This window comes from Thermanaerothrix solaris (genome assembly GCF_032334255.1).
GTDB classification, from domain to species: domain Bacteria; phylum Chloroflexota; class Anaerolineae; order Anaerolineales; family Anaerolineaceae; genus Thermanaerothrix; species Thermanaerothrix solaris.
In genome coordinates this window covers 1-26,037 of the sequence record NZ_JAUHMF010000001.1, presented here as the reverse complement: position 1 = coordinate 26,037, position 26,037 = coordinate 1, and the positions used below count along the sequence as shown (strand labels likewise).

At 51.2% G+C, this 26,037-nt stretch carries 25 protein-coding genes and 1 pseudogene; 11 read left to right on the top strand and 15 right to left on the bottom strand.

Translation table 11 applies throughout. The annotated features are described in order from the left end of the window. Positions 1-2 precede the first annotated feature (2 nt). The 5 genes from QYE77_RS00125 (at position 3) to QYE77_RS00105 (ending at position 14,441) form a co-directional block, all read left to right on the top strand. The gene (locus QYE77_RS00125) at positions 3-3,089 is read left to right on the top strand and encodes a DUF499 domain-containing protein (RefSeq protein ID WP_315623084.1); all 3,087 of its coding nucleotides are present in this window, start codon (positions 3-5) and stop codon (positions 3,087-3,089) included. Beyond that, the gene (locus QYE77_RS00120) at positions 3,086-3,745 is read left to right on the top strand and encodes a DUF3780 domain-containing protein (RefSeq protein ID WP_315623082.1); all 660 of its coding nucleotides are present in this window, start codon (positions 3,086-3,088) and stop codon (positions 3,743-3,745) included. The genes QYE77_RS00125 and QYE77_RS00120 overlap by 4 nt, the downstream gene beginning before the upstream one ends. Before the next feature lie 88 nt (positions 3,746-3,833). Beyond that, positions 3,834-6,722, top strand: a complete 2,889-nt coding sequence (locus tag QYE77_RS00115; RefSeq protein ID WP_315623080.1) for an anti-phage-associated DUF1156 domain-containing protein — start codon at positions 3,834-3,836, stop codon at positions 6,720-6,722. Then, positions 6,709-9,453 carry a phospholipase D-like domain-containing anti-phage protein gene (locus QYE77_RS00110; protein WP_315623078.1) on the top strand — a complete coding sequence of 915 codons (2,745 nt, stop codon included), beginning with the start codon at positions 6,709-6,711 and terminating at the stop codon, positions 9,451-9,453. Before QYE77_RS00115 ends, QYE77_RS00110 begins: the two co-directional genes overlap by 14 nt. A 41-nt stretch (positions 9,454-9,494) precedes the next feature. Next, a complete protein-coding gene (locus QYE77_RS00105) occupies positions 9,495-14,441 on the top strand; it encodes a hypothetical protein (protein ID WP_315623076.1) in 4,947 nt (1,648 codons plus the stop codon). 295 nt (positions 14,442-14,736) lie between these two features. Here QYE77_RS00105 and QYE77_RS00100 read toward each other — a convergent pair. From QYE77_RS00100 to QYE77_RS00080, 5 genes and pseudogenes are all read right to left on the bottom strand, one after another. Further along, a pseudogene (locus QYE77_RS00100) lies at positions 14,737-15,156 on the bottom strand (beta/alpha barrel domain-containing protein); the annotation flags it as partial. A gap of 675 nt (positions 15,157-15,831) precedes the next feature. Beyond that, positions 15,832-16,614: a Rad52/Rad22 family DNA repair protein gene (locus QYE77_RS00095; protein ID WP_315623072.1), complete on the bottom strand. Its 783-nt coding sequence runs from the start codon at positions 16,612-16,614 to the stop codon at positions 15,832-15,834. Between the two features lie 281 nt (positions 16,615-16,895). Continuing rightward, positions 16,896-17,168, bottom strand: coding sequence for a hypothetical protein (locus QYE77_RS00090; protein WP_315623070.1), 273 nt, complete (start codon positions 17,166-17,168; stop codon positions 16,896-16,898). Position 17,169: 1 nt separating this feature from the next. Next, positions 17,170-17,445, bottom strand: coding sequence for an SWIM zinc finger family protein (locus QYE77_RS00085; protein WP_315623068.1), 276 nt, complete (start codon positions 17,443-17,445; stop codon positions 17,170-17,172). A gap of 81 nt (positions 17,446-17,526) precedes the next feature. Beyond that, a complete protein-coding gene (locus tag QYE77_RS00080; RefSeq protein ID WP_315623066.1) occupies positions 17,527-17,739 on the bottom strand; it encodes a hypothetical protein in 213 nt (70 codons plus the stop codon). 183 nt (positions 17,740-17,922) lie between these two features. On the opposite strand from QYE77_RS00080, the gene QYE77_RS00075 reads away from it, so the two are divergent. Next, positions 17,923-18,336, top strand: coding sequence for a ribbon-helix-helix domain-containing protein (locus tag QYE77_RS00075; protein WP_315623064.1), 414 nt, complete (start codon positions 17,923-17,925; stop codon positions 18,334-18,336). Positions 18,337-18,356: 20 nt separating this feature from the next. On the opposite strand, the gene QYE77_RS00070 is transcribed toward QYE77_RS00075, so the two are convergent. From QYE77_RS00070 to QYE77_RS15290, 9 genes are all read right to left on the bottom strand, one after another. Further along, complete coding sequence (locus QYE77_RS00070) at positions 18,357-18,590, bottom strand: hypothetical protein (protein WP_315623062.1); 234 nt, start codon at positions 18,588-18,590, stop codon at positions 18,357-18,359. Positions 18,591-18,811: 221 nt separating this feature from the next. After that, positions 18,812-18,988, bottom strand: coding sequence for a hypothetical protein (locus QYE77_RS00065; protein WP_315623061.1), 177 nt, complete (start codon positions 18,986-18,988; stop codon positions 18,812-18,814). A 319-nt stretch (positions 18,989-19,307) separates the two neighbouring features. Continuing rightward, entirely contained in the window at positions 19,308-20,501 is a 1,194-nt protein-coding gene (locus QYE77_RS00060) for a hypothetical protein (RefSeq protein ID WP_315623060.1), read from the bottom strand. Next, the gene (locus QYE77_RS00055; RefSeq protein WP_315623059.1) at positions 20,491-20,925 is read right to left on the bottom strand and encodes a hypothetical protein; all 435 of its coding nucleotides are present in this window, start codon (positions 20,923-20,925) and stop codon (positions 20,491-20,493) included. The genes QYE77_RS00060 and QYE77_RS00055 overlap by 11 nt, the downstream gene beginning before the upstream one ends. A gap of 69 nt (positions 20,926-20,994) precedes the next feature. Beyond that, on the bottom strand, positions 20,995-21,135 hold the full coding sequence (locus QYE77_RS00050; protein WP_315623057.1) for a hypothetical protein: 141 nt from the start codon (positions 21,133-21,135) through the stop codon (positions 20,995-20,997). A 75-nt stretch (positions 21,136-21,210) separates the two neighbouring features. After that, positions 21,211-21,651, bottom strand: a complete 441-nt coding sequence (locus QYE77_RS00045; protein WP_315623056.1) for a pilus assembly protein TadG-related protein — start codon at positions 21,649-21,651, stop codon at positions 21,211-21,213. Beyond that, a complete protein-coding gene (locus QYE77_RS00040) occupies positions 21,651-22,055 on the bottom strand; it encodes a hypothetical protein (protein ID WP_315623054.1) in 405 nt (134 codons plus the stop codon). Before QYE77_RS00040 ends, QYE77_RS00045 begins: the two co-directional genes overlap by 1 nt. Positions 22,056-22,065: 10 nt before the next feature. Next, positions 22,066-22,245 carry a hypothetical protein gene (locus QYE77_RS00035; RefSeq protein ID WP_315623052.1) on the bottom strand — a complete coding sequence of 60 codons (180 nt, stop codon included), beginning with the start codon at positions 22,243-22,245 and terminating at the stop codon, positions 22,066-22,068. 220 nt (positions 22,246-22,465) lie between these two features. Continuing rightward, positions 22,466-22,669 carry a phage integrase N-terminal SAM-like domain-containing protein gene (locus QYE77_RS15290; protein ID WP_399389862.1) on the bottom strand — a complete coding sequence of 68 codons (204 nt, stop codon included), beginning with the start codon at positions 22,667-22,669 and terminating at the stop codon, positions 22,466-22,468. Positions 22,670-22,894: 225 nt separating this feature from the next. Between QYE77_RS15290 and QYE77_RS00030 the strand changes: the two genes are divergently transcribed. The 3 genes from QYE77_RS00030 to QYE77_RS00020 all read left to right on the top strand — a co-directional run bounded on the left by QYE77_RS00030 (position 22,895) and on the right by QYE77_RS00020 (position 24,786). Then, on the top strand, positions 22,895-23,659 hold the full coding sequence (locus QYE77_RS00030; protein ID WP_315623051.1) for a hypothetical protein: 765 nt from the start codon (positions 22,895-22,897) through the stop codon (positions 23,657-23,659). A 126-nt stretch (positions 23,660-23,785) separates the two neighbouring features. Then, on the top strand, positions 23,786-24,373 hold the full coding sequence (locus tag QYE77_RS00025; RefSeq protein WP_315623050.1) for a DUF3267 domain-containing protein: 588 nt from the start codon (positions 23,786-23,788) through the stop codon (positions 24,371-24,373). Positions 24,374-24,555: 182 nt separating this feature from the next. Next, positions 24,556-24,786 (top strand): hypothetical protein, encoded by a 231-nt coding sequence (locus tag QYE77_RS00020; RefSeq protein WP_315623048.1) that lies wholly within the window; start codon positions 24,556-24,558, stop codon positions 24,784-24,786. A gap of 80 nt (positions 24,787-24,866) precedes the next feature. Here QYE77_RS00020 and QYE77_RS00015 read toward each other — a convergent pair whose 3' ends face one another. Next, positions 24,867-25,223, bottom strand: coding sequence for an A24 family peptidase (locus tag QYE77_RS00015; protein WP_315623046.1), 357 nt, complete (start codon positions 25,221-25,223; stop codon positions 24,867-24,869). Between the two features lie 114 nt (positions 25,224-25,337). Here QYE77_RS00015 and QYE77_RS00010 point away from each other — a divergent pair, with 114 nt between their 5' ends. Further along, positions 25,338-25,658 (top strand): type II toxin-antitoxin system RelE/ParE family toxin, encoded by a 321-nt coding sequence (locus tag QYE77_RS00010; protein ID WP_315623044.1) that lies wholly within the window; start codon positions 25,338-25,340, stop codon positions 25,656-25,658. Then, a complete protein-coding gene (gene nadS / locus QYE77_RS00005; protein WP_315623043.1) occupies positions 25,651-25,944 on the top strand; it encodes a NadS family protein in 294 nt (97 codons plus the stop codon). Before QYE77_RS00010 ends, nadS begins: the two co-directional genes overlap by 8 nt. Positions 25,945-26,037: the final 93 nt, after the last annotated feature.

The following is a 26,037-nucleotide window of genomic DNA, read 5'->3' as shown; positions in this document are numbered from 1 at the left end:
GTATGACCGCGCTTCAACATCTCAGCCTTAAGTCACTTTGCCAACCCCGCGCCATCATTTTTGATCCGCAAAAAAGGGACACAGTTCTTGATTTAGGCGACCTAGTAGCGGGTAAAGTAGACCCTTACGCCTTTTTCGAAGAAAACTACATTACTGAAGGGATGAAGACCCTTTTGGAATATACGTTCAAACGATTAGAAGGCAAGTCAGAACAAGGTGTTTTCCGCTTGAAACAAGCCATGGGAGGTGGTAAAACCCACAACTTAATCGCCCTAGGCTTGTTAGCAAAGCATCCAGAATTGCGCGAGAAGGTCATGGGGAATTTCTACTTGCCCGACCCAAACCTTGGCGAAGTCAAAGTCATCGCCTTTAGTGGTCGGGAAACGGATACCCCTTATGGGCTCTGGGGTGAACTAGCTAAACAACTAGGAAAGTTTGAACTATTCAAGGATTTATATTCACCATTACAAGCGCCCGGACAAAATGCCTGGAGCCGATTACTTGCGGGAGAACGGTTACTTATTTTATTGGATGAATTACCCCCTTATTTTCAATATGCCCATGCTGTTCCAATTGGACATTCCAATTTATCCCAGGTAACCGCCACTGCATTATCTAATCTGCTTGTTGCAATTGGAAGACCAGGGTGTGAACAAGTTGCTCTGGTGATTACGGACTTGGCGGCTTCCTATGAGTCGGGCAGTGCTCAAATTGCTGATGTCTTAAGAGACTTTGAGAATGAGACAAATCGTAGTGCAATGTCTTTAGAGCCTGTGCGACTTAATTCGGACGAGTTCTATCATATCTTGCGAAAAAGGTTGTTCGAAAGTTTACCAAACCAAGAACAAGTTCAGGAAGTAGTACAGGCTTACGTTGAGACACTCAGAAAGGCCAAACAAATGGACCTGATTTCAGAAACGCCGGAGGAATTTGGGGCACGCTTATTGTCATCTTATCCATTTCACCCTGGTATTCGTGACCTTTACGCCCGTTTCCGAGAAAACCCGGGTTTTCAACAGACACGGGGCTTGATCCGCCTGATGCGCATCATGGCGGCAAAGTTATGGGACTCTGGAAAAGCGGAAACGAAATTATTAATTAGCGCCCACGATTTAGACTTAAATGACCAGCAAATCCGAACCGAGGTCACGCAAATTAACAATACGCTCGAAAATGCCATTGCTCATGATATTGCCTCCGAGGGAAATTCCGTTGCGGAACAGTTGGATCACACCATGAACACCCGCGATGTGTCAGATGCTGCGCGTTTACTCTTAATGGCCTCTCTGGCAAATGTACCCAATGCGGTTTTAGGACTAAGTATCCCCGAAATCATCTATTATCTTGCTGAACCTGGACGCGACTTGGCACGCTTGAAAACCGAGGTACTGCAGAATTTCGCGACACAAGCCTGGTACTTACACAGTACCAGAGATGGAAAACTTTACTTCAAAAATGTCGAAAATCTGACTGCCAAGCTGGAATCGCTGGTAAAAACCTACCTTGAGGAACAAGCCCTGAAGGAACTTCGCGTTCGATTGAGCGAAATCTTTGAGCCAAAGTTAAAAGATGTTTACCAAAAATTATTAATTTTCCCAGCACTAGACGAGATCGAATTAAACCAGGATCAGGTCACGTTGTTAATTGTAACCCCTCGGATTGATGGACTGGATCCCCACTTGAAGGAGTTTTATAAGCAAACCACATGGAAAAACCGCTTGGCAATTTTAACGGGAACTCAGAACACATATTCTGAGCTCCTACAGATTGGCAAACGATTACGCGCAATTCAGCATATTATTGAAGAATTAAAGGCGGCTAACACCGCTGATAACGATCCACAAATGATTCAAGCGTGGGAGTTAAGGGATAGAATTTTACAGAATTTTCACTCCGCAGTCCGCGAGACCTTTACGGTATTATGGTATCCGACCAGCGAAGGATTGATCAGTGCCGAATTGCCCATGCAATTTGATAGCAACCGATATGATGGAGAGGAGCAAATTCGCAAAGTTCTAAAAGAAAAAATGAAATTTACGGATGAAATTAATGGAGACATCTTCCGTAAAAAGTGCGAAGCCCGTTTGTTTACTCAACAATCCATGCCATGGAATGAGATCAAGCGCCGTGCGGCTACCAATCCTGCGTGGCAATGGCACCATCCTTCTGCCCTGGAAGATCTCAAGAAAGATTGCGTGTACAAAGATTTGTGGCGCGAGCAAGGCGGGTTTGTGGATAAAGGGCCCTTCCCACCACCCACCACCACTTTATCTATCCAACAACTCTCTCGCGATGATGATACAGGTGAAGTGACTTTACGAATCACACCCGTTCATGGAGATACCATTTACTGGGAAGTTGGCGGAAGGGCAACCACCGCTTCAAAGAAACTGGAAGGGAAACAGCTCTCTACGAAGGAGTTACGAATCTCCTTCCTCTGCGTGGACAGCACGGGAGTACACCAAACAGGGGAACCGGTGATCTGGACAAATACCATTACCTTGAAATATAGAGAATACAACAAAGGGAATCAAAAGGTGATGGAACTTCGTGCGGCACCGCCCGCAGACATCCGTTATACGACCGATGGCAGCGATCCTAAGACCAATGGTGCCAGGTATGAGGGCGAATTTGTCATTCCACCAAATGCTTCCATCGTTCTTGCAGTCGCAGAACGAGATGGCATCATCTCTGACATTCTAAAAATAGATGTCAGCCACAAAGATCAAGAGGTAAAAATTGATCCTCTTCTTCCTGCTACGTTGAGGAGGAATTTCAAGCTTTCTACGACGCAGGAGACTTATCAGTGGCTGGATAGCGTAGAAAAGTCACATGGAAAAATTTTTGGCGTCACATTAATGATCAGCCAGGCCGGCACATATAAAGAGTGGTTGGAGATGACCGCTTATGAAGAAAAGCAATGGACGCCATCTCAAATTCGAGAAGCACTGGATGTTATGCGCCGCATTCAAACCGAAGGACAGGTCTCATTGGAATGCCACGGGCTCCATTTCCCCAGCGGGGAAGATCTTAACGACTGGATCGCCCAAAATAAAATCACGGTTACTCGTGATGAGGTGGAGCAGTGAGTTCGGTCACCTCGGGAACCACTCTGCTGATTCTCAAACGCTCGTTTGGCTTTGATCCGCAGGAAAGCCAGCATCATTTTCGGGTGTTCATTCCCCGTGGAGAAGGTGAAATTACCATCAGTGAGCACCTGACATGGAATGAAAGAGAAGGTTCCAGTCCAACAACCTTGGGGAACGTGCCCGATGGGCAAATTCGGGTGATCCTCTCACGGGCAAAATGGGTCGCCATTGCTGACTCTTTACGGGCGGAGTTTAACCGGCGTCTGCGTCAGCAAGGCAAACCTCTGGGTATGTGGCGTCTGGGCGAAAACTGGGTGCGCTTGGACTTTGGCAAAGAAATGACCTTACTGGCGTGGGCGATTGAAGATGCTGATCCTTCCCTGATCCGCAACGCGATTATCAATTGGCTGGGTCTTTATCCTGAAGAGCGTTGGTGGTTGTACACCCAAACAGCAGCAGCAACAGGAAACGCAATCCAGGGACGGGCTGTAGGCTGGCGTAAAGCCGTACGCTTTGCTTTAACCGAAAACCCCATTGCCGGCGACTCCCTGCCAGAGTTTTACTCCCGGGCAGAGGCCTCAGGACAGCGATATCTATTCGATCACCGCGCTCCACTCGAAGACTTAACACAAAGTGATGAGGAAGAGGATATCTAAATCATCTTCCACATGACTCGGGCGGTAACATTGAACTTGCCAATGTAGAATACGACATCAAAAATTATTGAACCCTAAATGATGAACCATGGACGACCTAACTTTCATCGAAACCCAATTTCCTGTTGCCAAAATTTCCGCCGAAGCCTATAAAGAGCGCAAGGCTGGTGGCAGCCAAACCCTGACCAGCCTTGGAAAATGGTGGGGACGCAAACCGCTGGTGCTAGTGCGTGCGGCGTTATTGGGGTTGCTTTTACCAGCCAGCGAAAACCCTAAAAAGGATATGGAAATCTTTCTCAAACTGATGACAATGGACGAGGAAGGGCTGTGGCGACGGAAGAATAAAGCTATTCCTGCAACAGTTATACTGGAAACACTTCAGAAAATGCCTCCCTCCGATCGTCGTCGTTACGCAACCCAAAATCCTGAAACCAAGACCTGGGAACTACGCCCACTTTCTAAATCAGAACGTGAGACTCTGCAAAAACTGGTTTTTGAACATTTGCCTTACTCAGAAAAATTGACTTACTGCCTGCGCCCCGAGCAAATTGACGGACCTTCTCCTGAGGCATGGAAAGATATAAACGCTCACCTGGGTACAAATGCCCATAGCCTTCCGGAATTGGTGGCTGAACTGGGGCAACGCCGCTTTGGACATATTCCTCGCGTGGGAGATGCCTTTTGTGGAGGCGGCTCCATCCCGTTCGAAGCCGCGCGGATGGGCTGTGAGGTATATGCTTCGGATCTCAACCCGGTGGCAGCCCTGTTAACCTGGGCGGCACTTAACATCCTAGGCAGTGGGGAAGAGGTTATTGAAGATATACGCCGGACTCAGGAGCAGGTCTTTCAGGCCGTAGATGAGCAAATTACCGAATGGGGCATTGAGCACAACGATTTGGGCTGGCGCGCCGATGTGTACCTGTACTGCACCGAAGCGCGTTGCCCTGAATGCGGTTGGATGGTGCCGCTGGCGCCCTCATGGGTGATTTCTGAAAAATACGGCGTGGTGGCCGAGTGGCTGCCGGATGAAGAACAGAAATGTTACCGGGTGGAAATTCATGAGGGCGTTTCTAAAGAAAGACTGGAACGCGCTGAGCGGAATGGTACGGTGAAAGACTCTCGCCTGCATTGCCCTCACTGCGGCATGGAAACGCCGATGGAAGTGATGCGGCGCAATCTGCGCCTCTGGGAGAACCATGATGTGGCACCGCGCCCGGATGATGTCTTCCAGGAACGGCTGTACTGCATTCGCTGGGTAGAGACTTTTATTGAAGACGGCAAAGAGCGCACCCGCCGCCATTACCGCGCCCCTACCCGCGAAGACCTGCGCCGTGAGGAAAAAGTGCTGGCTCTGCTGATAGAGCGCTTTGCCGAATGGCAGGAAAAAGGCTACCTGCCATCGCGGCGGATTGAACAGGGAGATAAGACCAACGAACCAATACGCACCCGCGGCTGGACGTACTGGCACCACCTTTTCCACCCGCGCCAACTGCTGGTGTTGGGGCTGTTGGGAGAAAAGTTATCAAAGCTTAGGATATCAGAAAACTTTAGTGCAGTTTTGCTAAGAATAGGGGCCTTTGCTGATTCGAATTCAAAACTATGCAGGTGGAATCCGGATTCTTCTAAAGGTCCAGGAGGCACGGAGCAAACCTTCTATAATCAAGCCCTGAATACAATCTTGAATTATGGAATTCGAGTTGGAAATTATTCTTGGATAAGTTTTTTCTATAAATATTCTACTTTCTTCACTCGCCATGCTTTGCAACGAGTAATCGTTATTCCAAGAGATGCGAAAAACGTTGAAAGTTTTTGCGACGTTTGGATCACCGATCCCCCCTACGCCGACGCGGTCAACTACCACGAACTGAGTGAGTTTTTCCTCGCCTGGTACGAGAAGCACCTGCCGCGGCTTTTCCCCGACTGGTATGCCGATTCCAAGCGCGCCCTAGCCATCCGCGGCAGTGATCCGCTCGAGTTCCGCCGCAGCATGGTTGCCGCCTACCGCAATCTGACCGCCCACATGCCCGATAACGGCTTGCAAATCGTCATGTTCACTCACCAGGACGCCGCAGTCTGGGCAGACCTCACTTTAATTCTGTGGGCAGCCGGTCTACGCGTCACAGCCGCTTGGACTATTGCTACAGAAACTGACATTGCTCTCAAGCAGGGTAATTATGTGCAAGGCACCGTCCTGCTGGTGTGCCGCAAGCGCACCGAACAAACCCCGCTTTTCCTGGATGAACTGGTGCCGCGCATCGAGCGCGAGGTCAAACAGCAGTTGGAAAGCATGCTGGCTTTGGACGACGCCAGCGAGCCTAACTTCAACGATGCCGATTACCAGCTTGCCGCCTATGCCGCGGCCCTGCGTGTGCTCACGGCACAACCCATAGAAGAGATAGATGTCGAGCGTGAAATCACCCGCGTGCGTAAGCCTGGGGAAGTGAGCATCCTGGAACGCCTGATTCGCGACGCGGTAAAAATCGCCTGTGATTACCTGGTTCCACAGGGGATTGAGGGGTATGTGTGGCGCACGCTCACCCCGGAAGAACGCTTTTACCTCAAGGGCTTGGAGATCGAATCCCATGGTGAGTACCGCAACGGCGTATATCAGGAACTGGCACGCGGCTTTGGCGTCGCCGATTACACGGCTCTATTAGCAAATAAAGTTGCCAACCAGACCCGTCTGAAAACCGCGCGCGAATTTGGCCGCCGTATGCTCGGTGGCAGCGGCTTTGGCGGGACAGTGTTGCGCCACGTGCTTTTTGCCATCTTCCAGAGCATAGAACAGGAGGACCCCGGAGCAGGATTGAACTACCTGAAAACCGAACTCTCGGATTATTGGAAACAGCGCGAGAAAATCGTTGCACTGCTCAACTATCTCTCCAAATTCCGCCGAGTAAGCGGCATGCCTCACTGGCGGGAGACGGGAGAAATGGCAGAATTGTTAAGCGTCCGTGTGCGCCATGATACCCTCTGAGTCCCCAATTCGACGATTTTCTTCACGGCGCCAGCGGCTGGACCGCTCATTCCTAACGGAGAGATTGCGCGGTGCGCTGGCTTATGACCGCATTGCGGGTTATTTTACGTCCTCTCTCTTGGAAGTCGCTGGAGAGGAACTAGAAAGTATGCAGGGGGTGGCGCGCATCGTCTGCAACTCTTCCCTGATGCCCGGTGATGTCATCACCGCCCAAGCCGCCCGCGACAATTTGCGTTTGGCATGGACCAGTGCGCGCCCCGAACTGTCTTTAAACAGTCCTGACAGTGAGCCATTGAAAAAGCGCTATGAAAAACTGTACCGCCTTTTGAGAGAAGGAAAAATGCAGGTGAAGGTTCTGCCCGATTCTGCATTCGGGCTCATCCATGGTAAGGCGGGCGTCATCACCTTAGCCGATGGGACAAAAACCAGTTTCCTGGGGAGCGTAAACGAATCGCGCGAGGGGTGGCAACTCAATTACGAATTGCTTTGGGAAGATTCTTCTCCGGAAGGGGTGCAGTGGGTGCAGGAAGAATTTGACGCCCTGTGGGGCTCACCTTTTGCCATTCCGCTGGCAGAAGCGATTATTGAGGATATACAACGCTTGTCCCACCGACAAGTGATTTATGAAATTCCAGAGTGGCAAAAGAACGTAAAGGAAAAAGCCCCCGAACCTGCACCCGTCGTAGTAGAACTCCCCATTTACCGGCAGGATCAGGGTTTTTGGGAACATCAAAAATACTTCATCCGGTTGGCATATGAAGCTCATCATGGTCCTTATCAACAGGCACGCTTTATCCTTGCCGATCAAGTAGGGTTAGGGAAAACCTTGCAGTTGGCAACCTCAGCTCTGCTTATGGCTTTAACTGGGGAGAACCCCATCCTTATCCTTGCCCCTAAAACCCTACTTTGGCAATGGCAAACAGAAATGCGCGATTTGCTGGATATGCCATCGGCAGTCTGGAATGGGCGGCAATGGGTGGATGAGAATGGGCTTCAGTATCCATCCAATGGAGAAGATGATATCCTCAAATGCCCACGCAAGGTAGGCGTTATCTCCACTGGACTGGTGACTAGAGGCTCCTACGCAGCAGAATTATTGTTGAAACAGCGCTATGAGTGTGTGATCTTGGATGAAGCCCATCGCGCGCGGCGGAAGAATCCTCAAAGCCCTGAAGACGCGCCGGAGATGAATAACTTGCTGGCATTTATGCACAAAATTGCCCGGTGCACGCGCAGCCTGCTTTTAGCAACGGCAACTCCCGTGCAATTGCACCCTGTGGAAGTTTGGGATCTACTGGAGGTATTGGCAGAAGGAAATGAGTTTGTGTTAGGAAATAGTCACAGCCCATGGCGAAATGCTCAAAAAGCCATCAATCTGATCACCGGTCAGGAACCTTTACCCCAAACTCTAGAAGAGCAATGGGAGTGGATTCGAAATCCTTTACCCCCCGCAAGTGAAGAGCATACATTTGAAATTCTACGTCAAAGGCTTGAATTAGCAAACCATCAAGCAGTTGTACCTGGCGACCGAATCACCTCACTAAGGCATTCAGACCAACAGCGGATTAAGAATCACTTTGAAAATTTTGTTAAATATTACAACCCCCTCATTCGTCACGTGGTGCGTCGTACGCGTGAACAATTGGAAAATGAAATAGACCCAGAAACAAAAGAACCCTATCTTCGAAAAATTACGGTCAAATTGTTTGGCGAAGCCAGCGAGGACGCTATTCCCTTATCGGGGTACTTGCGTCAGGCTTATCAAATGGCAGAAGAGTTCTGCCAAGTATACCGCGAGTTGCATGGGGCCAGAGGTTTTCTGGAAACTCTGCTTTTACGGCGGATTGGAAGTTCAATTTATGCCGGACAAAAGACCGTGGAAAGAATCTTAGGGCAGAGATTACAAGAAGTAGCGGAGGAAGAGGAAGAAGAAACGGATGATAATATTTCCAAATTGGCGGAAAAGATTAGCGATCGGGAAACTGAGATCTTGCGGAGATTATGGAAGGCATTACAGAACAACCGTGATGGCGATCCCAAGTATGAAAGAGTGCGCAAGTATTTGTTCGACGAAGGTTGGTTGGAGGAACGTGGTTGCATCATTTTTAGCCAGTACCGCGACTCAATTGAATGGCTCGCTTCTCGGTTAATGGAGGAGATTCCCAACGAGTTTATTGCCGTGTATTCGGGGGCTCAATCTTCAGGAATATATCATCAGAAGAAATGGCTTCCTATGCCACGCGAAGAGTTGAAGAAACTGGTTATGCAAGGACGAGTTCGTTTAATGCTGGGAACAGATGCTGCCAGCGAAGGCTTGAACTTGCAGAGGTTGGGAAGCCTAATCAATCTGGACTTGCCATGGAATCCAACTCGACTGGAACAAAGAAAAGGGCGCATTCAACGCATTGGTCAGCGATTTGACGAGGTGTACATCTGTAACCTACGTTATCGAGACTCGGTAGAAGACCGAGTACACAATTTACTTTCGGAACGATTGGAAGTCATTTACAACATATTTGGCCAATTACCCGATTTTCTTGAAGATGTTTGGGTGGCTATGGCTTATGGAGAGCAGGAAAGAGCCAAACAAATCATAGACGCCGTGCCTAAGAAACACCCATTTGAAATCAGGTACACGAAAGTACAAAAAGTAGATTGGGAAACCTGCGCCGAGGTCCTTTATGAAAAAGCCCGCAGAGAGGTTTTACAAAAAGGGTGGCGAGAGAAGTAAATGATGGGACGGAATCTCAGCAACCGCAGGAGGATACAAGGATGCTCGTTGAAGTGATGGATACCACAAAACTATGTCGTTATTTTCCACCTACTCCCCAACCTGAGATCATCCGCGAGAGTTTCCTAGATATGATAAAAAGACTGTTCACAGATTATTCTGTTGTTATCGTTGAGGGAGAAGAGGGGATAGGGAAGACTACGCTTTTGGCTCAATTTGCACGTGAGAATCCAGAGTGTACCCTTTCCGTGTTTATCAAGCCTATAACACGTTCTTCCTACGACCCAGATCAAATTCGCTTGGATTTGCTTAATCAGGCGAATTGGATCCTGACCAAAAAAGAGATCGAAAACCTCGAAGAGATAGACCCAAAAGAAGCGTGGGGCAAAACGAAGTGGAAACTGCATCAGCATGCTAGAAACTACCGTCGTACCTATTACTTCATTCTTGATGGTTTAACCGAGATCCCAGACGAAGATATTCAATATCAAGACATGATATTTGATCTATTACCCTTTGAAAGCGGGGATGTTTTCAAATTCTTAATTTCGTGTGACGAAAATAAACTCTCCCCTAAATTGAAAAAAGCATTGGAAAAAACGAACTATAAAGCCTTCCCACTACCAGGGTTAGGTCTTGAAGAAGCCACTCAATTTTTGGCAGATTTTGAATTAGAGCGCGATGACATAAAGCGCTTATACCAAATTAATAAAATGCCTGGTTTTTTTGCCAGTATCCGACGCATATTGTCTTCAGGGCGGACCATCGAAGAAATAATGGCAGATCTGCCAAAAAACTGCCCGGAGGCATTTGAGTTTGAATGGAAAAAAGTGGACACCTCAAACAAAGACCTTTTGAACTTACTCGCGGTTCTAGCTTTTTCTCGCATTGATCTCACAGTCAAGGACATTGCTGAAATTGTAGGAATTGGGGCCGACAAAATCGGAGACATGGTCTCGGCCCTCGGCTTTTTGGTATTAAGTGAAGATGCCACTCATATTTATTATGTGAATGAACATTTCCGCAAGTTTGCGTCGGCTCAACTTTCGCGGATAAAAGACGCTATTGAGAGCAAGATTATAGAGTTCTTAAGCAATAAGCGTGATGACCCGCGCGCGTTTGCTTACTTACCAGTCCTTTACAGCCAAACCGGGAAATATAATGAACTGCTGGATCTTCTACCTCCTTCAGACTTGGCTAAAGTATTAGATGCAAGTCAGTCAATTATTCTATTAAGCGAAGCAGCCAAACACTGTGCTCTCGCTGCCCAAAAACTCAACAAGGATGGTGATTTTGTCGGATATGCACTTAATACGTCTGTTTTTCTTCAGATGCTGCAATCTGATGTGCTTGAGTCAGAAATCAATGCCCTAATTGCGTTAAGAGACGTGCAATCTGCCATTGCGCTTGTTGAGAGAGCACCCTCAAGAGAAGAAAGATTTTTCCTTTTATCCGTTCTGGCTAATGCCAAACAACGGCATCAGTTGGATATACCTGGTATCGAAGATCAAATAAAAGGACTCTATGAACAAATTGAGGTGTCGAAACTTGGAGATCGGGCTATTGATATTGCCGCAAATCTGATCCATGTCTTGCCAAATATGGCGTTTGAGATCGTCGAAAAGACCACCGATTCCGAGGATGATGAGCATGCCCTCGATATTGCCTTTCTAAAATTGTCGCTTAAGGCCAGTCGAACCCAAGGTGAAACATCCTCCAGGTCTGATTTGATGGATAAAATCCAAAACCGGATCAAGAATCCGGAGTTAAGAAGATTTTGTAATTCCAACATCACCTTTCTAGATTATTCCGCCTCACAGATTATCTACGAAGCAGAAAAAGCTGAACGTGCCAGTGAAAAACTATTCATTCTTCGTCCGTGGGTCTTAAAAAACCGCGAATCTAACGATGCGGCAGAGGTAGTGGAATATGCGCTAAACGTTGCTATCAGCACAACCGAATACGCCCCCAGCGCGCGAGACTATCGAGAATTAGCCACACCACTGCCTTACATCAAGGATACGGAAAGACTTAGAACTCTGATCAAAATCTTTGATGGTCAGAAAGGAACTGTTGAGCGTTTAGGCCCGATTGAAGATTATGTTCGATTGTTGCTCACCCTTGCAGCTGCTGAGAAAAGGATAGACTTTATTGCATGTAAAGCGCGACTTGAAGAGGCGTACCTGTATATAAGCGATATAAAAAACCTGGAAACTAAAAGTATCTGTTTCGCCCGATTGGTTAGCGCCCTGCAATTCATTGATCCGGAAAGAAAATTAGAAGAGAATGATGGTTTCCATAGTTTAGTGGAAACCGATTTGGATAACGCAGTAAATAAATTATTGAGCGAGAGTGCCGATCATTACACAGTCACCCGGGGTATTATTCGGGCTTTGTCAAAGAGAAGGCCAGAAAAAGCCCTCAAGATCGCCACCGCTTTAAATGGTGTGGAGAGGAGAAACCAAGCAATCCTCGATTTGATTACCCTCTACTTGAATGTGCCGGATGAGAGACTTAATCTTTTGTTCATAAAGCAGTGCTTTGATCAACTTACTAACCCAGACTATCAAGATAGAGCATATCTAGAGATGATCTCGCGCCTCAGCGATTTAGATGCTTTAGGGTCAGAGGAAAATAGAAAAATTGCTCGGTTTTTACTGGAAAATATCAGAGTGATAAAAAATCCAGCAATTCGTTGTAATGTTTGCACTTTGGCCCTTTCATCCCTGAAGTTATTTGAAGAACACCGAGATTCGTATCAAAATCGCATTCTAGAATTATTAGAGGCCAGCTGGAACCAAATCGAAACCCAATGGGAAAAGATCAATATCGGGTATAAGATCGTTGAAGCCTTAAAAGATACCCCTCATCTGGCTCATAAATTCTTGGAAAATGTAACAAACTCTTTCCAGACAGGTAAATTGTCCGCGGACTCAACGGCTAAAGCCTATTTATTATCCGTTTATTTAGCATTAAGAGCCTTCAGTGGACTTCTACCCGAAAACCTGGACACGAGAGATGACCTAAATCGTGTACTCAAAACCATTGGCGCCGTTACATCAAGGCTGCATCGGATTGCACTTTATAGTGAACTTGCCTTGCGATTCAAGATTAATGAAGAAGGGGATAAGTTCTCAGAAATCGTAAGAACAAGAATAAAACCCGAAATCCAAAATATTCCTGCGGAAAATGACCATGAGCGATGGATTGCCATCTATGTGGCAGCACCAGCGCTCTACCTTTCTCATCCCTCTTCTGCGCTGATTGAACTTGAAAAATTACCGGACGATTATAGGGATGGTGCTTTGTCTCGAATAGCCAATTTCATCCTATTTCGCAGACTTGACGATGAGCCTTATAACGAAATCAAGCCAGAACCCTGGCTAAAATTGACCTACGAAGATATTGTAGATGTAATCGCTTTGCTTGAAAAGATTGATCAAGATGCAAGAATCTTTCATTTTGTCCATGCAATAGCAGAAAGTGTTACCAAAGACCGTAATAAATTCACTAGTCAGCAACGTTCAGAGATCGCCCGAAGAATTGAACAGATAATTCCTCAAAAATTTCCCAATCCGAAATATATATGTCATGAGGGATACATTCTGGTTTCCCAGGCCCAAGTGCTTAGAATAAAGCCATCGGCTAAAACCTTGGATTGGCTTAATTTACTAGAACGTGCGCGAAAGATCGAAAATACTGCCGATCGAGTATTCATCCTTTCCCAGATTGCCGAATCGTTACCTAACAAGGAATTCAAGAGAAAAGAAGAGATTCTTGAAGAAGCCTTTCATCAAATCGAGTCAATTCCCAGTATACACGACCAAATTGGTCGTTGTGAGGTGCTTGCCTCCATCGCTGCTGAGTTCTCCTCTACATTGGCAAAAAAGTATATCCAGTTCGGTTATCAATTAGGTTATACTTCAAAAGAGGTGGATGCCACAGATCAACTAAGGGAACTCATAGATTTTGCTTACAAAATAGATCCCGATCTAGCGGCTTCTTTAGCATCTCTCGCCGATGATGATCCAGCGCGGCAAGAAGCACGGCGATTAATGATACAAAGAAGATTGGAAGCCGCAAAACTAAAAGATAAAATTATTAAGTCTGAAGTTTCAAACGATGAGGTCGCCAAGCAAGATGATGACCTTTACATCCAAGTGGCATGGCAGTTATTAGGTTCTCTAAATGCTGGCAAAATTGCGCCTATCCGCTTTGAGCGAGCACGCGATTACACCCTAAAAGGGTTAAGGCTCCCCATTACTCAATCTTACCCTATATTCGCTTGGCTGATCCAAAACGGCGTATCATTTTATCAGAACACACCTCACGCTAGTGAGTATATTCGGCCATTGTTTGAAGCCGCCATAACCAGTTGCAACTTAATCCTTCAGATATCGGAAAAACTCTCTATCTCAAAGGAAAAAACCTTGTTTGTCTCCCTAAAAGACGAAACAGAAAAATTTAGCAGAGTCTTAGAGGGAGCAAGCACACATGAAGCAAGGGAGATAATCATTCGTTGGTTAAAAGAAAAACTCTCTGATTTTCTCTTTATCGCTGACGGTTATTTTGGAATCGAGGATCTTTGGATACTGCACGAAATAAATGCTGTTAATCCGAATTGCCGCGTTTACATTCTGACCAGCAAGGAACATAATGAGCAATATCGCCAACCATGGCAAGAAGAATACATGAATTATTGGCGCCTCCATATTTCTCAACAGGAGCCTCCTCCAACGGAAATAGTCATAGTGGGTTTGAAATCGAGCGGAAAATCCCCCATCCACGATCGTTGGTTGATCACAAGGGATTCGGGGTTACGAATTGGCACTTCCTTGCACAGCATTGGAGAGACCAGAATTTCCGAAATAACGGAACTAAGTCGGTCTGAGGCTAATGAGAGGGAGGTCCAAATCCGTCGATTTGTGATTGAAAAAGAACCTATGTATAACGGAGAGAAAATCTTGTATAACTCATTTACTCTTTAGAGCCGTGGCGTGTTGGTGGAAACCGATATAAAGGAGTATGCAACCATACGAGTGGCAGCACAGAGGCTAACTTTTGTCATTGCCGCCTCCATACAGCAATCTTTCAACTGGCCATACATTGAGCCACGTTAATTTACGTCGAATGTCCTAAATAATTTCGGCTGGATGCGCATGCAAGCCCTGGAGAATCAAAATGTCAAAATTCCGGTTTTCGACTCCAACAGAAAACGGAAAAATTAGGGTTACGCAACCTTGGCGTAACCCTAACCAAAGATCTTTTGGACGTACCTACAACTCATCTACCCAAAAACGTTTTCACCATCTCTCTAACGGCATTTCTAGCAACATCATCGAAAGCGGTCCCAACAACCAAAATGTTGACACCCGTACCTATAAAGGCGCGAAAATTCTTATCGTTAATCCCACCCTCGGCTAACGTTGGTACATTGACAGATTTCAGAAGGGCTTCTAAGCGCCGCCTTACTTCGGGATGAATTTCACCCGCGGCGACCCCTTCATAACTCATACCCGTCATCAACCCGATCATATCCACCCCGATATCCTGCATTTGTTTGGCGATTTCCCCCACTTGTGCTGGTGTTTCCGCAGGTATACCAAACAAGTGGCGATCTGACGGATGAGCAATATAGGCATCCACCAGAAGCCCGTACTTATGGCATATCTCTACCATCTCACGAAGATCGTCTAGGGTGGATTATTCAAATTCATCTGGCTTGGATTGGTAACATCAAACAGCAAATCCACATCCTGATGGGATTTTGTCAATGGCACATGGTTTACTATTTTCAGCAAAACAACCCCAATGTGCCGAACATCGAATATAAACTGGTCGAGCACTAGGACCGTGGCATCCATATAACAAGGGATTTCTGATATTTTATTACCGCCCAGGCCGGGCCCCTCGTGGTATTTTCTCCAGAATAAAAATCCTGCAAGATATTTTTCGACTGAATCACTTTCTACCTTAGCGTTGTGTAACCTATGGGAAGCTCGTTCCTACGCTTAAATTCGTCAACGCCTCCAAACGAGATAACCTCTCCAATCTGATCTACTTTGAACCGTTTACCTCAATTTAATATCGTGCCGTTCCAATTATTGCCCTCAGCCCCAAAAGGGCATGGGGAGATGACCATCCGCTTGTGTTCCGGGTTAATCGAGCAGATCAACTTCAGCACATAAGCTTCGATACTTTCCGCAAAACTCTACGACAAACGCTGTTGCCTCAAATTATAATTGCAGTCAATATGGGCTTTATTACAGGCTGGTGTTATTTGATCTCTAGCAAAGGTCCCGAAAACAAACTTTTCCTTGAGTAATGTGTAAATTACTAGAGCCGGGCTGGGTAAGCCCGGCTCTATTCCCGCAGGGACTAGCCCGCATAGGCGGATTGCAGGCTGAGGAACGTCCGCGCCATGCGCTGCAAATGGACGTTCTTCGTGTCGTTCTTGGTGTTGAACCCTTTGCCGTCCAACGATGCACACCAGCGCACCCAGCCCTGACCTTCCTTGCCCAACGCCCAGATCTCCGCCAGGCTCTTGCCGTTGTATCGTCCAAAGTGGACGACCGTTGACCCGGGCTCGGCTGCGGCGACTTCCGCCTGCTCAGTTTCGGCTTCCGCTGGCTCAGGCTCAAAGCCCAGTTTGCACAGGTTTTCGGCCAGCGTCTCATCGGCAGGCTTGGCGGGCGCGGTAACCTGAGTCTCGACGGCGATCTCATCAGGGTGACGTGCCCACACCGGCAACTCGGGTGGGTTGATGATCGCTCGACGCTTCTCGTCATACGTGCACCACTCTTGGGGCAAGCGATAGAGATAGCGCCCGAGACCAAAGTCGGAACAGACGCGTTTGAATGCCTGCGCAAAAGCGCTGGTGAAGGCGTTTTCATCGCTCAGTTTGGCCTCACCCACGTTCACCCGCGTCACACCGTCCAATGTCAGCGATACAACTGCCGCCACCTTGTCGCCCGTCAGCAGGAACTGCGCCGAGGAGGTCCATTGGGGGAAGACCTTATCCAGGCGGTCTTCATAATCGCGCATATCCACGTAGGCGGCGGCCAGGGCGCGTTGCTTGTCCGCACTGATCGCCTGCGGTTTCCATTCCACCAGTCCGCTGTGGAATGGGACGGCTAATTGTGCCAAAAGGTCTTTGAACATGATCCACCTCCACGAATGGTTTCGAGCCCCCGTCCGCCGCCGGGGGCAATGGGTGTTTGCCCTGCGGCGTCAGGGGGAGACCACACGGCTCCCTTCCACCCATGACCGCGGTCATGGACGGAGAGGAACCGTGCGGCCTGAGGTGATCATGTCCGTTCCGCCTATGCGATTGTTAAAGTGCTACCCCTTGCGGGACATCACCCCGGCGGACTTGCACCGCCCACAGGCACTCTGCAGGGTGGAGTTTGCGGATGGGCAGGGCCTTAGGCCCTGCCGGGGTGTTACTCGCTCGCCATTTGATCTCGCCAGATCGTCTCCAGCAATGGAGTGATCTGCTCCCGCCAGCCCGGTTCGACCTTTTCCAGACAGTCGAGACACAGAACATAACTGCCGACCATCGGCGCCGGATTCAGCGGTACATGTTTGTTACACAAGTCGCAATACACCTCGTCCGCGGTCAGCATTGGACCCTCTTCCAGGACGTTGCCATCCCAGTCCATCAGGCGGTATGCCGGGCGATGTGCGGGTGGGTTCCACAAAACAATCCTGGGCATGTCACACCTCCCCCAGCGCCTGCACATATAGAATGTGCTTGCACGGGAATTTTTCCCCGTGTTTCTCGAAGTCCGGGCAGGTGCAGCGCCAGCCTTTTGGAAGATGGACGACCTGGTAGGTGCGCGGATTGCGCCGGTTGGTCTGGCACGACCAGACTTCAAAAATCGTGACCGGTTGACCGTTGTGGCGCACCGTGAAGCGATCCCGCAAGCGGATGTCGCCGGTTTCAGCGCCCCGAGCGGCTTTGAGTAATCGCTTGGCTATTTCGCCGTTCATGGTCATTCTCCTTTCTCTCCCTGGCGCCACCCCGCCAGGGAGATTTGTGTGATCTCCCTGGAGTGGCAGGGTTGGAAAGGATTAGCGGAGACGCTTGCGCGAGAGGACTTTGAAGCAATACGGGCAATAGGTGAACACGCTGTTTCCCGATTGCACGGTTTTGGGATACTCGTGCGGGCAGCGTTTTTGCCACTGCTTGACGCACATATCCTCGTCCTGCCCGGTATCCTCGCGTCTCGCCATGACCGCGTGGCGATGCCATTTGCCACAGACGCGGCAGAACCAAGTGCCCATAGTTTATCCTCCTTCGGGTCGGCGCCGCACCGCCGACCCATGGGGTATGGATCGGCGGGCAGGTGCGGCTGCCCGAAGTCGGACTTGAGGCGAGCGATATAACCTTGTTAAGGTGCGGATGTTGACATTCGTAATTGTTTGTTATAACATTGTTACAACAAACAACAGCTTGGAGACATTCTCATGAAGATCAAAGGCTTTAGGCTTTCAGAAGAAACCCAGTCCCAGATTGCCTGGCTGGCCAAACGTAAGGGAGTAACGGCCACCGACATCGTTCGCATGGCCGTCGCCGAAATGTTCCAGCAGGAAATTGCACAGCTCCCCCGCTTCCGGTTACATGAACGGGTTCTATATCTCAACGACCGCCCTGTGGTGTATTGCACCGACCGCTTGCTGACCGAACTCCCCGAAGCGCTTCTGCTCCAATTAGAGCACGGTACCGCTGACCCCATGGAGACGATGATCTATCTCATCTTCACCATTGCCCGCGTCGGTGAGCCCGTCCAAATGGATGAACAGGCTCTGAATGACCTGATCGGTTGGTCGCTCCCGTCCCTAACAAACAACGAAAGCCATCAGGATGAGGGGCGCGGGTAGCGCCCCTCATGGGGCAAGAGTCACGTCTTGGGGCGCATCATCTCGATGGACACCAGGATAAGGCGGAGGGTCTCCAGTCCTTCGGGCGAAATCTCGACCTTCTGACCTGCAAGAAACTCTTCCACCTCCCTCCTGACCTTCGGGTCTCGAATGCGCTTGCGAAGCTCACGGACGAGTTCATGCGCCTCTTTCTCCGAAAGGACACGTCCACCGATGCGCACCCCACGCTCTTGCCAGTCCCGGTTCTTAGGCATACCGCACCTCCAGAAGGAATTGGGGCGGCAACCGTCCTGGCGGGTGACCTTCCCCCGCCCAAGTAATCAGGCGGCGAAAGATCACCTTGAAAAAGCCTCGATCTCACTTGTTAATGTGCTGCGCCCTTGCGGGCAGGTCACTCCTGCGGGATTTGCACCCGCACAGGGCACTGTGCGGAGTGAAGAGAGAGATGAGCGGGTAGCCCATCTCGTGGAACAAACTATCTGCGCTTCAGCGCCCCAGCCAGCACGCTCACCAGCGCCGCTCTGCGCTCTTCGTTATCCCGGCTCAGTGCCAGGATGAGCAGCACCTTGAGCGCCAGCAAGCCGCCCAGGAACAGTATCGGCGTGACGACCAGCAACAGCGCCGCAAGCGCAAACGCCATTTGGGGATTCACGGTTCACCTCCTGTCTTTGGGATCCCCGTCCGCCGTCCCCCCTCACCGCAGGCGGGGATCCCAAAGCGGAGCGCCCGCGTCACCCGTTGTTAACGTTCCACGTCCTCACAGGGCTTGTGGCCACCGTGCGGAGTTGACCCGTGCGGACTTGCACCGCATTCCGGCACTCTGCCGGGCCTAAAATGAAATACGCCAGAGCCTTTGATCACGCCCTCAAGCGGACAGGGCAGGCTCTGGCGGGTAGCCAGCGCATCGGGGAGACTTGTGGTCGTCCCTAATCTGCTAACCAGATTATAACAAACTTTTCGCTTCATGCAACTCACCACTCTTCCGCCCACAGCGGATCACCCTCGCTCACCGCGACCAGCCTGCCCGCGATCAACGTCTCCACATCCGTGGCGTGTCCGTGTTCTGCCGCATGACGGCAGTCCGCCACCAGCACCCCGCGCTCTTCCACGTTGCGCGCCACCAGTGCCACCCGCCCGCCGTTCAGTTCCGCATTCATCCGCCATTTGGCATTGCCGTCGTGCAGGCGTGTCCCGGTCTCCACCTCGACATACAAGCGCTGCTCTCCCCTGGTGATCACCATGTCGGGACGGGCTTTGCCCTGCACCTCGGGCAGCACCTCCACCGTCCAGCCCCGCAGCCGCGCAGCGGACGCGAACAGCAGCACCGCCAGGGTGTGCCCCTCCTGCTTCTCGCCTTCATGCAAGCGGATCAGGCGCTCCCAATCGCTTTCCACCACCGGCCAGCCCAGCGCCCGACAAAACCGCTTCCCCTCCTCGCTCAGCCGCGCCACCGCCAGGCGCGTCGGCAGGCTGCCCGTCACCTGCAGGGTGAGCGTTTGGCGCACGATCAGCCCGCTCTCCTCCAGCGCCTCGAACACCCTGCGGATCGCCCCGCTGCGGTACTGCGCTCCGGTGGCACCGCCCACATACCGCCCGATTTCCACCTGCACGCTCAAGCCCTCTGCCAGGCACTTCAGCACCATCCCTCGCCGCTTCAGGTGCAGTTCGGCATCCGCCTTGCTCATCTCCGCCCGCACCTGCCAGCGGTGCTCCCAGGCTTTTGGGATTTTCGGCAGCGTGAAGCCCGCCAGCCGTCCTTCCCCGGCGGATACCAGCAGCGGGTTCACCTGCGCCACCCGCTCTACCGGCGGCACCTCATACCCCCTTTCCCGCACCCGCGCCAGTTCCCGCTCCAGCGCGGCGATCTTCGCCTGCAAAGCGGCAATCTCCGCCGCCTGTCCGCTGCCGTTGGCCTTGCCCCAGCCTTCCCCCTGCGAAGTAAGCGAGATCGAGAGGAAGAAACTGCGCCACTCCTCCGGCTTCCAACTGCTCGGCGCGGACGGGTCCAACTGCCGCATCTGCTCCAGCTTCTCCCCTGCCAGGCGGTACGCCAGTTCGGTCAGCACCCCCGTCAGCGCCCGTACCTTGCGCTCCGCCAGGTCGCGAAAATTGCGCTCCGCCGCGAGCAAATCGTCCAGCATCCGCAGCCGCAGGTCATCCACCATCGTCCAGCACCTCTAACGCCTTCTGCACCGCTTCCACCGCGGCGTTGTAATCACCGATCCCGCTCGCCCAATCCAGCACCGCCTGCGCCGCGTCCGCCACCCGCTGTCGCTCATCCGCCAGCGTTTCCACCTTTCCCTCCGCCAGGTCATGGCGTACGCCCTGCACCACAACCTGCGCCCGCGCCGGGTCGGGCACACCGCTTTCCAGCAGTTCCGCCAAGCGATTGGTGTCCTCCAGCAGCCGCAAACGTTCCGCGCGATAGGCTTGCCGGAGTTTGCGCACCTGCCATTCCTGCCACGTCAGCAGGCGGTTGCCCTCGGGCGTGAACGCCCGTCCGAGGAACATCAGCCCCAGCAAAAGCGCCAGCCCGATTCCGACCAGAATCAGGTTACCCTTCTTGATCTCACTCACGTCAATCTCCATTGCACCTCCTGCCGATACGGTCGTGGTCGAGGGGTGCGCCCCCAGTGAGCGCCGACCCTCCCTTGCCGGTCACTGTAGCAACCGCATCAGGGTGCGGGTAATGCCCGCATAGTAGCCCATCAGCGCCTCGACAATCAACCGTCCCACGATCACCGTGAGCGCCATCCGAACCAGCAGCGCCCACATCGCGCCTGCCAGCGCCTTTGTCATCGCTCACCTCCACGTCGGGAGTGTGAGCATCCGACGCCCCAGTGACGTCAGACTGCCCCGGGGAACGGTCTGACATCAGGGTGTGGCAAAGCGCATCCTGGCGTATATCGTGGCTCGGACGGCCACCTCCTGATTCGGGATCATCGTCAGCCGCGCCCGCGCTTGCGCCCGACACTGCACCCGCGCGTTGTCCCAGTCCAGGCTGAGCGCCAACGACGGCACATACTCAACCGCCGTCCTCTCCGCCAGCATCTGGTAGAAGGTGTTCTGCGCCCGCCCCACCAGATACCAGTTCGCCAGGTAGCGGTCGTCCCGCAACCGCTGCCAGGTCAGCCGGTCGCCCACGCTCCACGAGACGTCCGCACACGCGGCATCGGCCGCCTGAGCAAGCCGCGTGCGCACGTACCACAGCCGCGTCCCGTCGCCCACCAGCAGCATCAGCGGAACCACCACCACCGCCAGGAACACCGCTGCCCAGGCCAGGCTTGACCCTCGCTCAGGCTTGTGAAAACACATCACCAGCCCTCCTGACGGAAATACGCCCGCGCCGTCCCCTGGAATTGGGATGGCGTGCTCACTCCGAACAGGCTTGCCAGTCCGCCGAAGTAGTTCGGCACGCGGTAGGTCACCGCCACCTCGATGCGTGCCCCCGGACGTCCGCCGCCGCTCACGCTCACCGTGTAACTGCCGACCCGCACGGCGTTGACTTTCGTGAGCGCGGCCGAGTAGGCTGCACCGGGCTGGTTCGCCAGGGCTACGCTGCCCATCCGCGCCCCGTATTCGGCGGCATTCCCGGCGTTCACCGCCGCAAAGCCCAAAAGTGCCAGGTTCACCAGCGCCAGGCTGACCAGGAGCAGGACGGGCAGGGCCAGCGCTGCTTCGTCCAATTCGGCCGTCCTGCGGCACAGCCGTCGGAACATCTCCGTCCCCTTAACTGCCTAATTGCGCCGCCATCTGCTGGAACTTGGCGGCGATGGCCTGTCCCAGTGGGGACAAGCCCACGACAGCCGCGAGCACGAACAGGGCGATCAGCAGTGCCTTCTCGTCCAGTTCGGCGGTGCGGTTGCGCAGCCGCAGATACATCAGCGTCAAGCGATCTGTAAGTGTCATTTTGCACCTCCTCGTGTAAAGATTGAATTAAAGCAAAACGCACACCTCCCCGGGGCAGGGCTTGCGGTGCACGTCTGCCCGTAGCATACCAGAATCAAACCGCCGGTGCAAGCCGTTCAGTTGTATTGCGTGTTTTTTGCCCCTTACGGGGCTGAAAACGCGCAGTTTTCGTGCGTTTTTGGGCAATTTACGCAATACAATACGTCTTGTATTGCGGGTTTCAGCCCTGGAGGTTCACAAGATGGGGGAAGGCTTCGATCTCAACGATACCCATTTCAGCCGGATGGCGTTTGTTTTGATAAAGAATATAGCACCTGACCCAGTGAAGATAGGTTTTCTCAGTGCTGTATGGATAATAGTGCTTCAGGCGAATGGCATCTCGAAATCGGTCGAGAAGTTTTTTCGGGTTTTGGAGAGGATGGATCAGGGATAAAAGCAGTTAAACTTTTTCCCTGGTTGAATATATAATTTTTCTAGCATTTATTCTATCGGGGGGTCTCTGATAACCAGGCATAATCGCGGTATATAACCCACTTCATTGGTCTTGATATACAGCAAAAATGCAGTGGATCAGAAGTCTGTATATTAATAGTTAGCCAGCGCTTCACGAGCGCAGATCTTTTCGAAATACCTTATCTAGGGAGCAATTATGGGTAGAGTAAGCAAGCAGAACAAACAAAGGCCAAAATTGCACATCAGCATTAGGCTTAGATGCCCTTTTCACTATCGGGTACTCTGGTTCACGCTTCTGGCAGTGGAGATCTTTGATTTTGTAGCAATCTTGGGCTTCTACTTCATCGGTGTAGCACCGATTACAAGTGCTCATCTCGTGCGGCAGCTAATTCCAGTCATTGCGACATTGATAGCCACCTTCCTTCTTGTTTTGAACCGTTCCTTACTGTGGCGATCCATTGTAACTTTAACCGCTTTCCTTACAGCAACCCTAGTCAAACAGGCGATCGCGTATGATCTCAGCATTATTGCAACAGCCTGGTACTTTATCTTAGGGAGTGCAGCGGCTGGCATTATTTTCCTAGATAACTTTAGCTTCCTTGAGCACGCTATTGCGCAAATTCGACGATTGAACAACCCTTCGGCTCGTAACTTTGCGATTAACTTCTGTTTTGAGGAATGTAAGGCCTACCTTGATAAGGCGTTTACAGCAGCAACAGCACTTGCCAGTGCCCTCGCTGCGGCGATGGCAATACTATGGGGAGCACCTGACCAAATTCTCCCAGTGAGTAGGGGAGAACGTCTAGTCTCCGCAATCAATATGATTATTGGTTTTGGTTTCTTGGGTCTAGAACTTCTGTTCTGGGGATTCAAACCACTCTGGAATAACATTGCTTCCCTAAGAGAACTTGCTATTACATCGGTAGACTGTACCTCTAAAGATGAAAAGGGCGCTGGCTAACCCGCGCGTGGAGCCGAGAGCGCTCCGCTCGCTCCGGCGCTGCGGCTGAAGCGCGTTCCGTTGGGGCGGCTCGCTGTTTGAAAATGTGTTTGGATGATTTTTTGAACAAAATTAACGAGGTAAATCATGCGTTTTCACTATGGAAGCATACCCGAAAACAAAGATTTCAACCCTGAAGCAGAAGGATGGCTTAGTATTCGTGAACCCGGACCTATCGCCATGCAGGTCATTGCCATTCCTGTAGCATTGATTCTCCTTGCCGTTTGGGCAGTTTGTCTTTTTTCAATTCAACAAGATTTGCCTCCCTTTCAAGCTTTCAGAGCCGACATTAATACCTTGCTCATTTTATTGTTGATTATCCCGGTGCACGAACTCCTTCATGCCTTTACTCATCCCGGCTGGGGAACATCATCAAATTCAATTATTGGTTTATGGCTATCGAAAGGTTTGTTTTATGCTCATTATGAAGGTGAGATGTCCCGAAATCGCTTCTTGTTAGTGTTTGTAATGCCCCTAATTGTTTTAGGGGTTTTGCCAACGCTCCTAATAATGATGAGACCGGAATGGACACAAAGCCTCTTATGGATCTCCCTGTTTGGAACGATTTTGGCATCTGGCGATTTGGTATGCGTGGGAATAATTTTCTTCCAAATACCACGTTCAGCGGTTGTGCGCAATAAAGGTTGGAGGACCTATTGGAAACCTGCTCAATAGGCAGCCACCCAACACAGTGTGCACCCAACGGATGGGAACCTGCGCGTTTTTGGGCAGTTTGCATGGCTCGAAGCTGCTTCAGTCAAAACGGCGTTGTCTCCTCCTGCCCACCCGCGGGTAACGCACACCGTTAGGCGACTTATCGCATTGCCGTTGTTGTATTGCCAATAAAGATTGATTCGATGAACAAGTTTGTGCTTTGTATCAATAACGCAAGCAATCCGGTTAGCCTGATCGTGGATAAAGTTTACCGTCGGTTGCCCGACCCTGAAGCCGAGCCACACAATTTGTATCGCATCGTGGATGAAGACAAGTCAGAACCTGATGGCTATCTTTATCCCGCGTCTATTTTTGTGCCCATTGAGTTGCCAGAGATAGCGGAACGTGCATTGACGACAGCGAATGCTTCTTGAAGAACAAAAACGCTGCCCAACATGCGCTTGCCCCTGACGCCACTCCGCCGCACTATGCGCCACAGATCAAGCGCAAGCCGTCAAACGAACATCCAGGCCACTCCCCCCACCACAAACCCCACATAGCCCGGCATCCTGCGCTCACGCCGCAACACCCGCCAGAGCAGATACACCACCCCCGCCTCCAGCCATGCCAGTAGATACAGGCGCGGGTCGAAGAATGCCATCGCCACCAGCCCCTTCATGTCCCCGCCGGGCAATGCTCCCGCCAGGGTGAGCAGGACGCTCACCCCCGCCAGCACCCACGGCAGCCAGCCCTCAGGCGTCAGCAGGCGGTACACCAGTGCCAGCCCAACCGCAGGCAGCGTCAGCCAGTCCGGCACCTCCCGCCTGCGCAGATCATACCGTGCGCAGACCAAAAGCCACAGGAGAATCATGATTCGAACAATCCCATCAACCGACATAGCGCTTCTGCAAACGCCTTGACCTTCATACGCCATTGGCGTATAATCTGCAGTACAGAAACTTCATCCCTTTGTTCCAAGACCGCGATGCACTTCATCGAAACCACCGTCTTCACCCGCCGTATCCTGGAATTAATGAGCGATGATGAATATCGGGCCCTGCAAATCTTTCTGAGTGCCAAGCCAGATGCAGGCGATATCATTCCGGGAAGCGGTGGATTGCGCAAAGTGCGATGGCGGAGCGGCACAACAGGCAAACGTGGCGGCGTTCGGCTGATCTATTACTGGGTTGTCCATCGAGAAACCATCCTTTTCTTATTTGCTTTCCGAAAGAACGAGCGCTCTGACCTTACCCCCGATCAACTCCGTATCTTACGCCGGATTGTCGAGGAGGAATACCATGAATAACGATACTTTTACCGAATTACTCTCCAGTGTCCAGGAAGGGGCTGACATTCTTCGCGGACGACGCCCGCCTTCTCGCGAGTTTGATATTACCTTTCAGGACGTCAAGGCGATCCGTGAGCGCCTGGGGCTTTCACAGCGCCAATTTGCCGCATTGATGGGCGTGAGCATTGACACCCTGCAAAACTGGGAACAAAACCGCCGCAAACCCCGCGGAGCGGCCAGGACACTCCTTCTCATTGCCGCCAAGCATCCCGAAACCATTCTGGACATTCTGAAAACTGCCTGAAGCCTCACGGGAACACCGCCTCCCTGGGCGGATTGCCGTTGCGCTCCCAGAACAGGTTGAGCGCCGGACCCGGGTCGCGCTTGCCCTGCACGC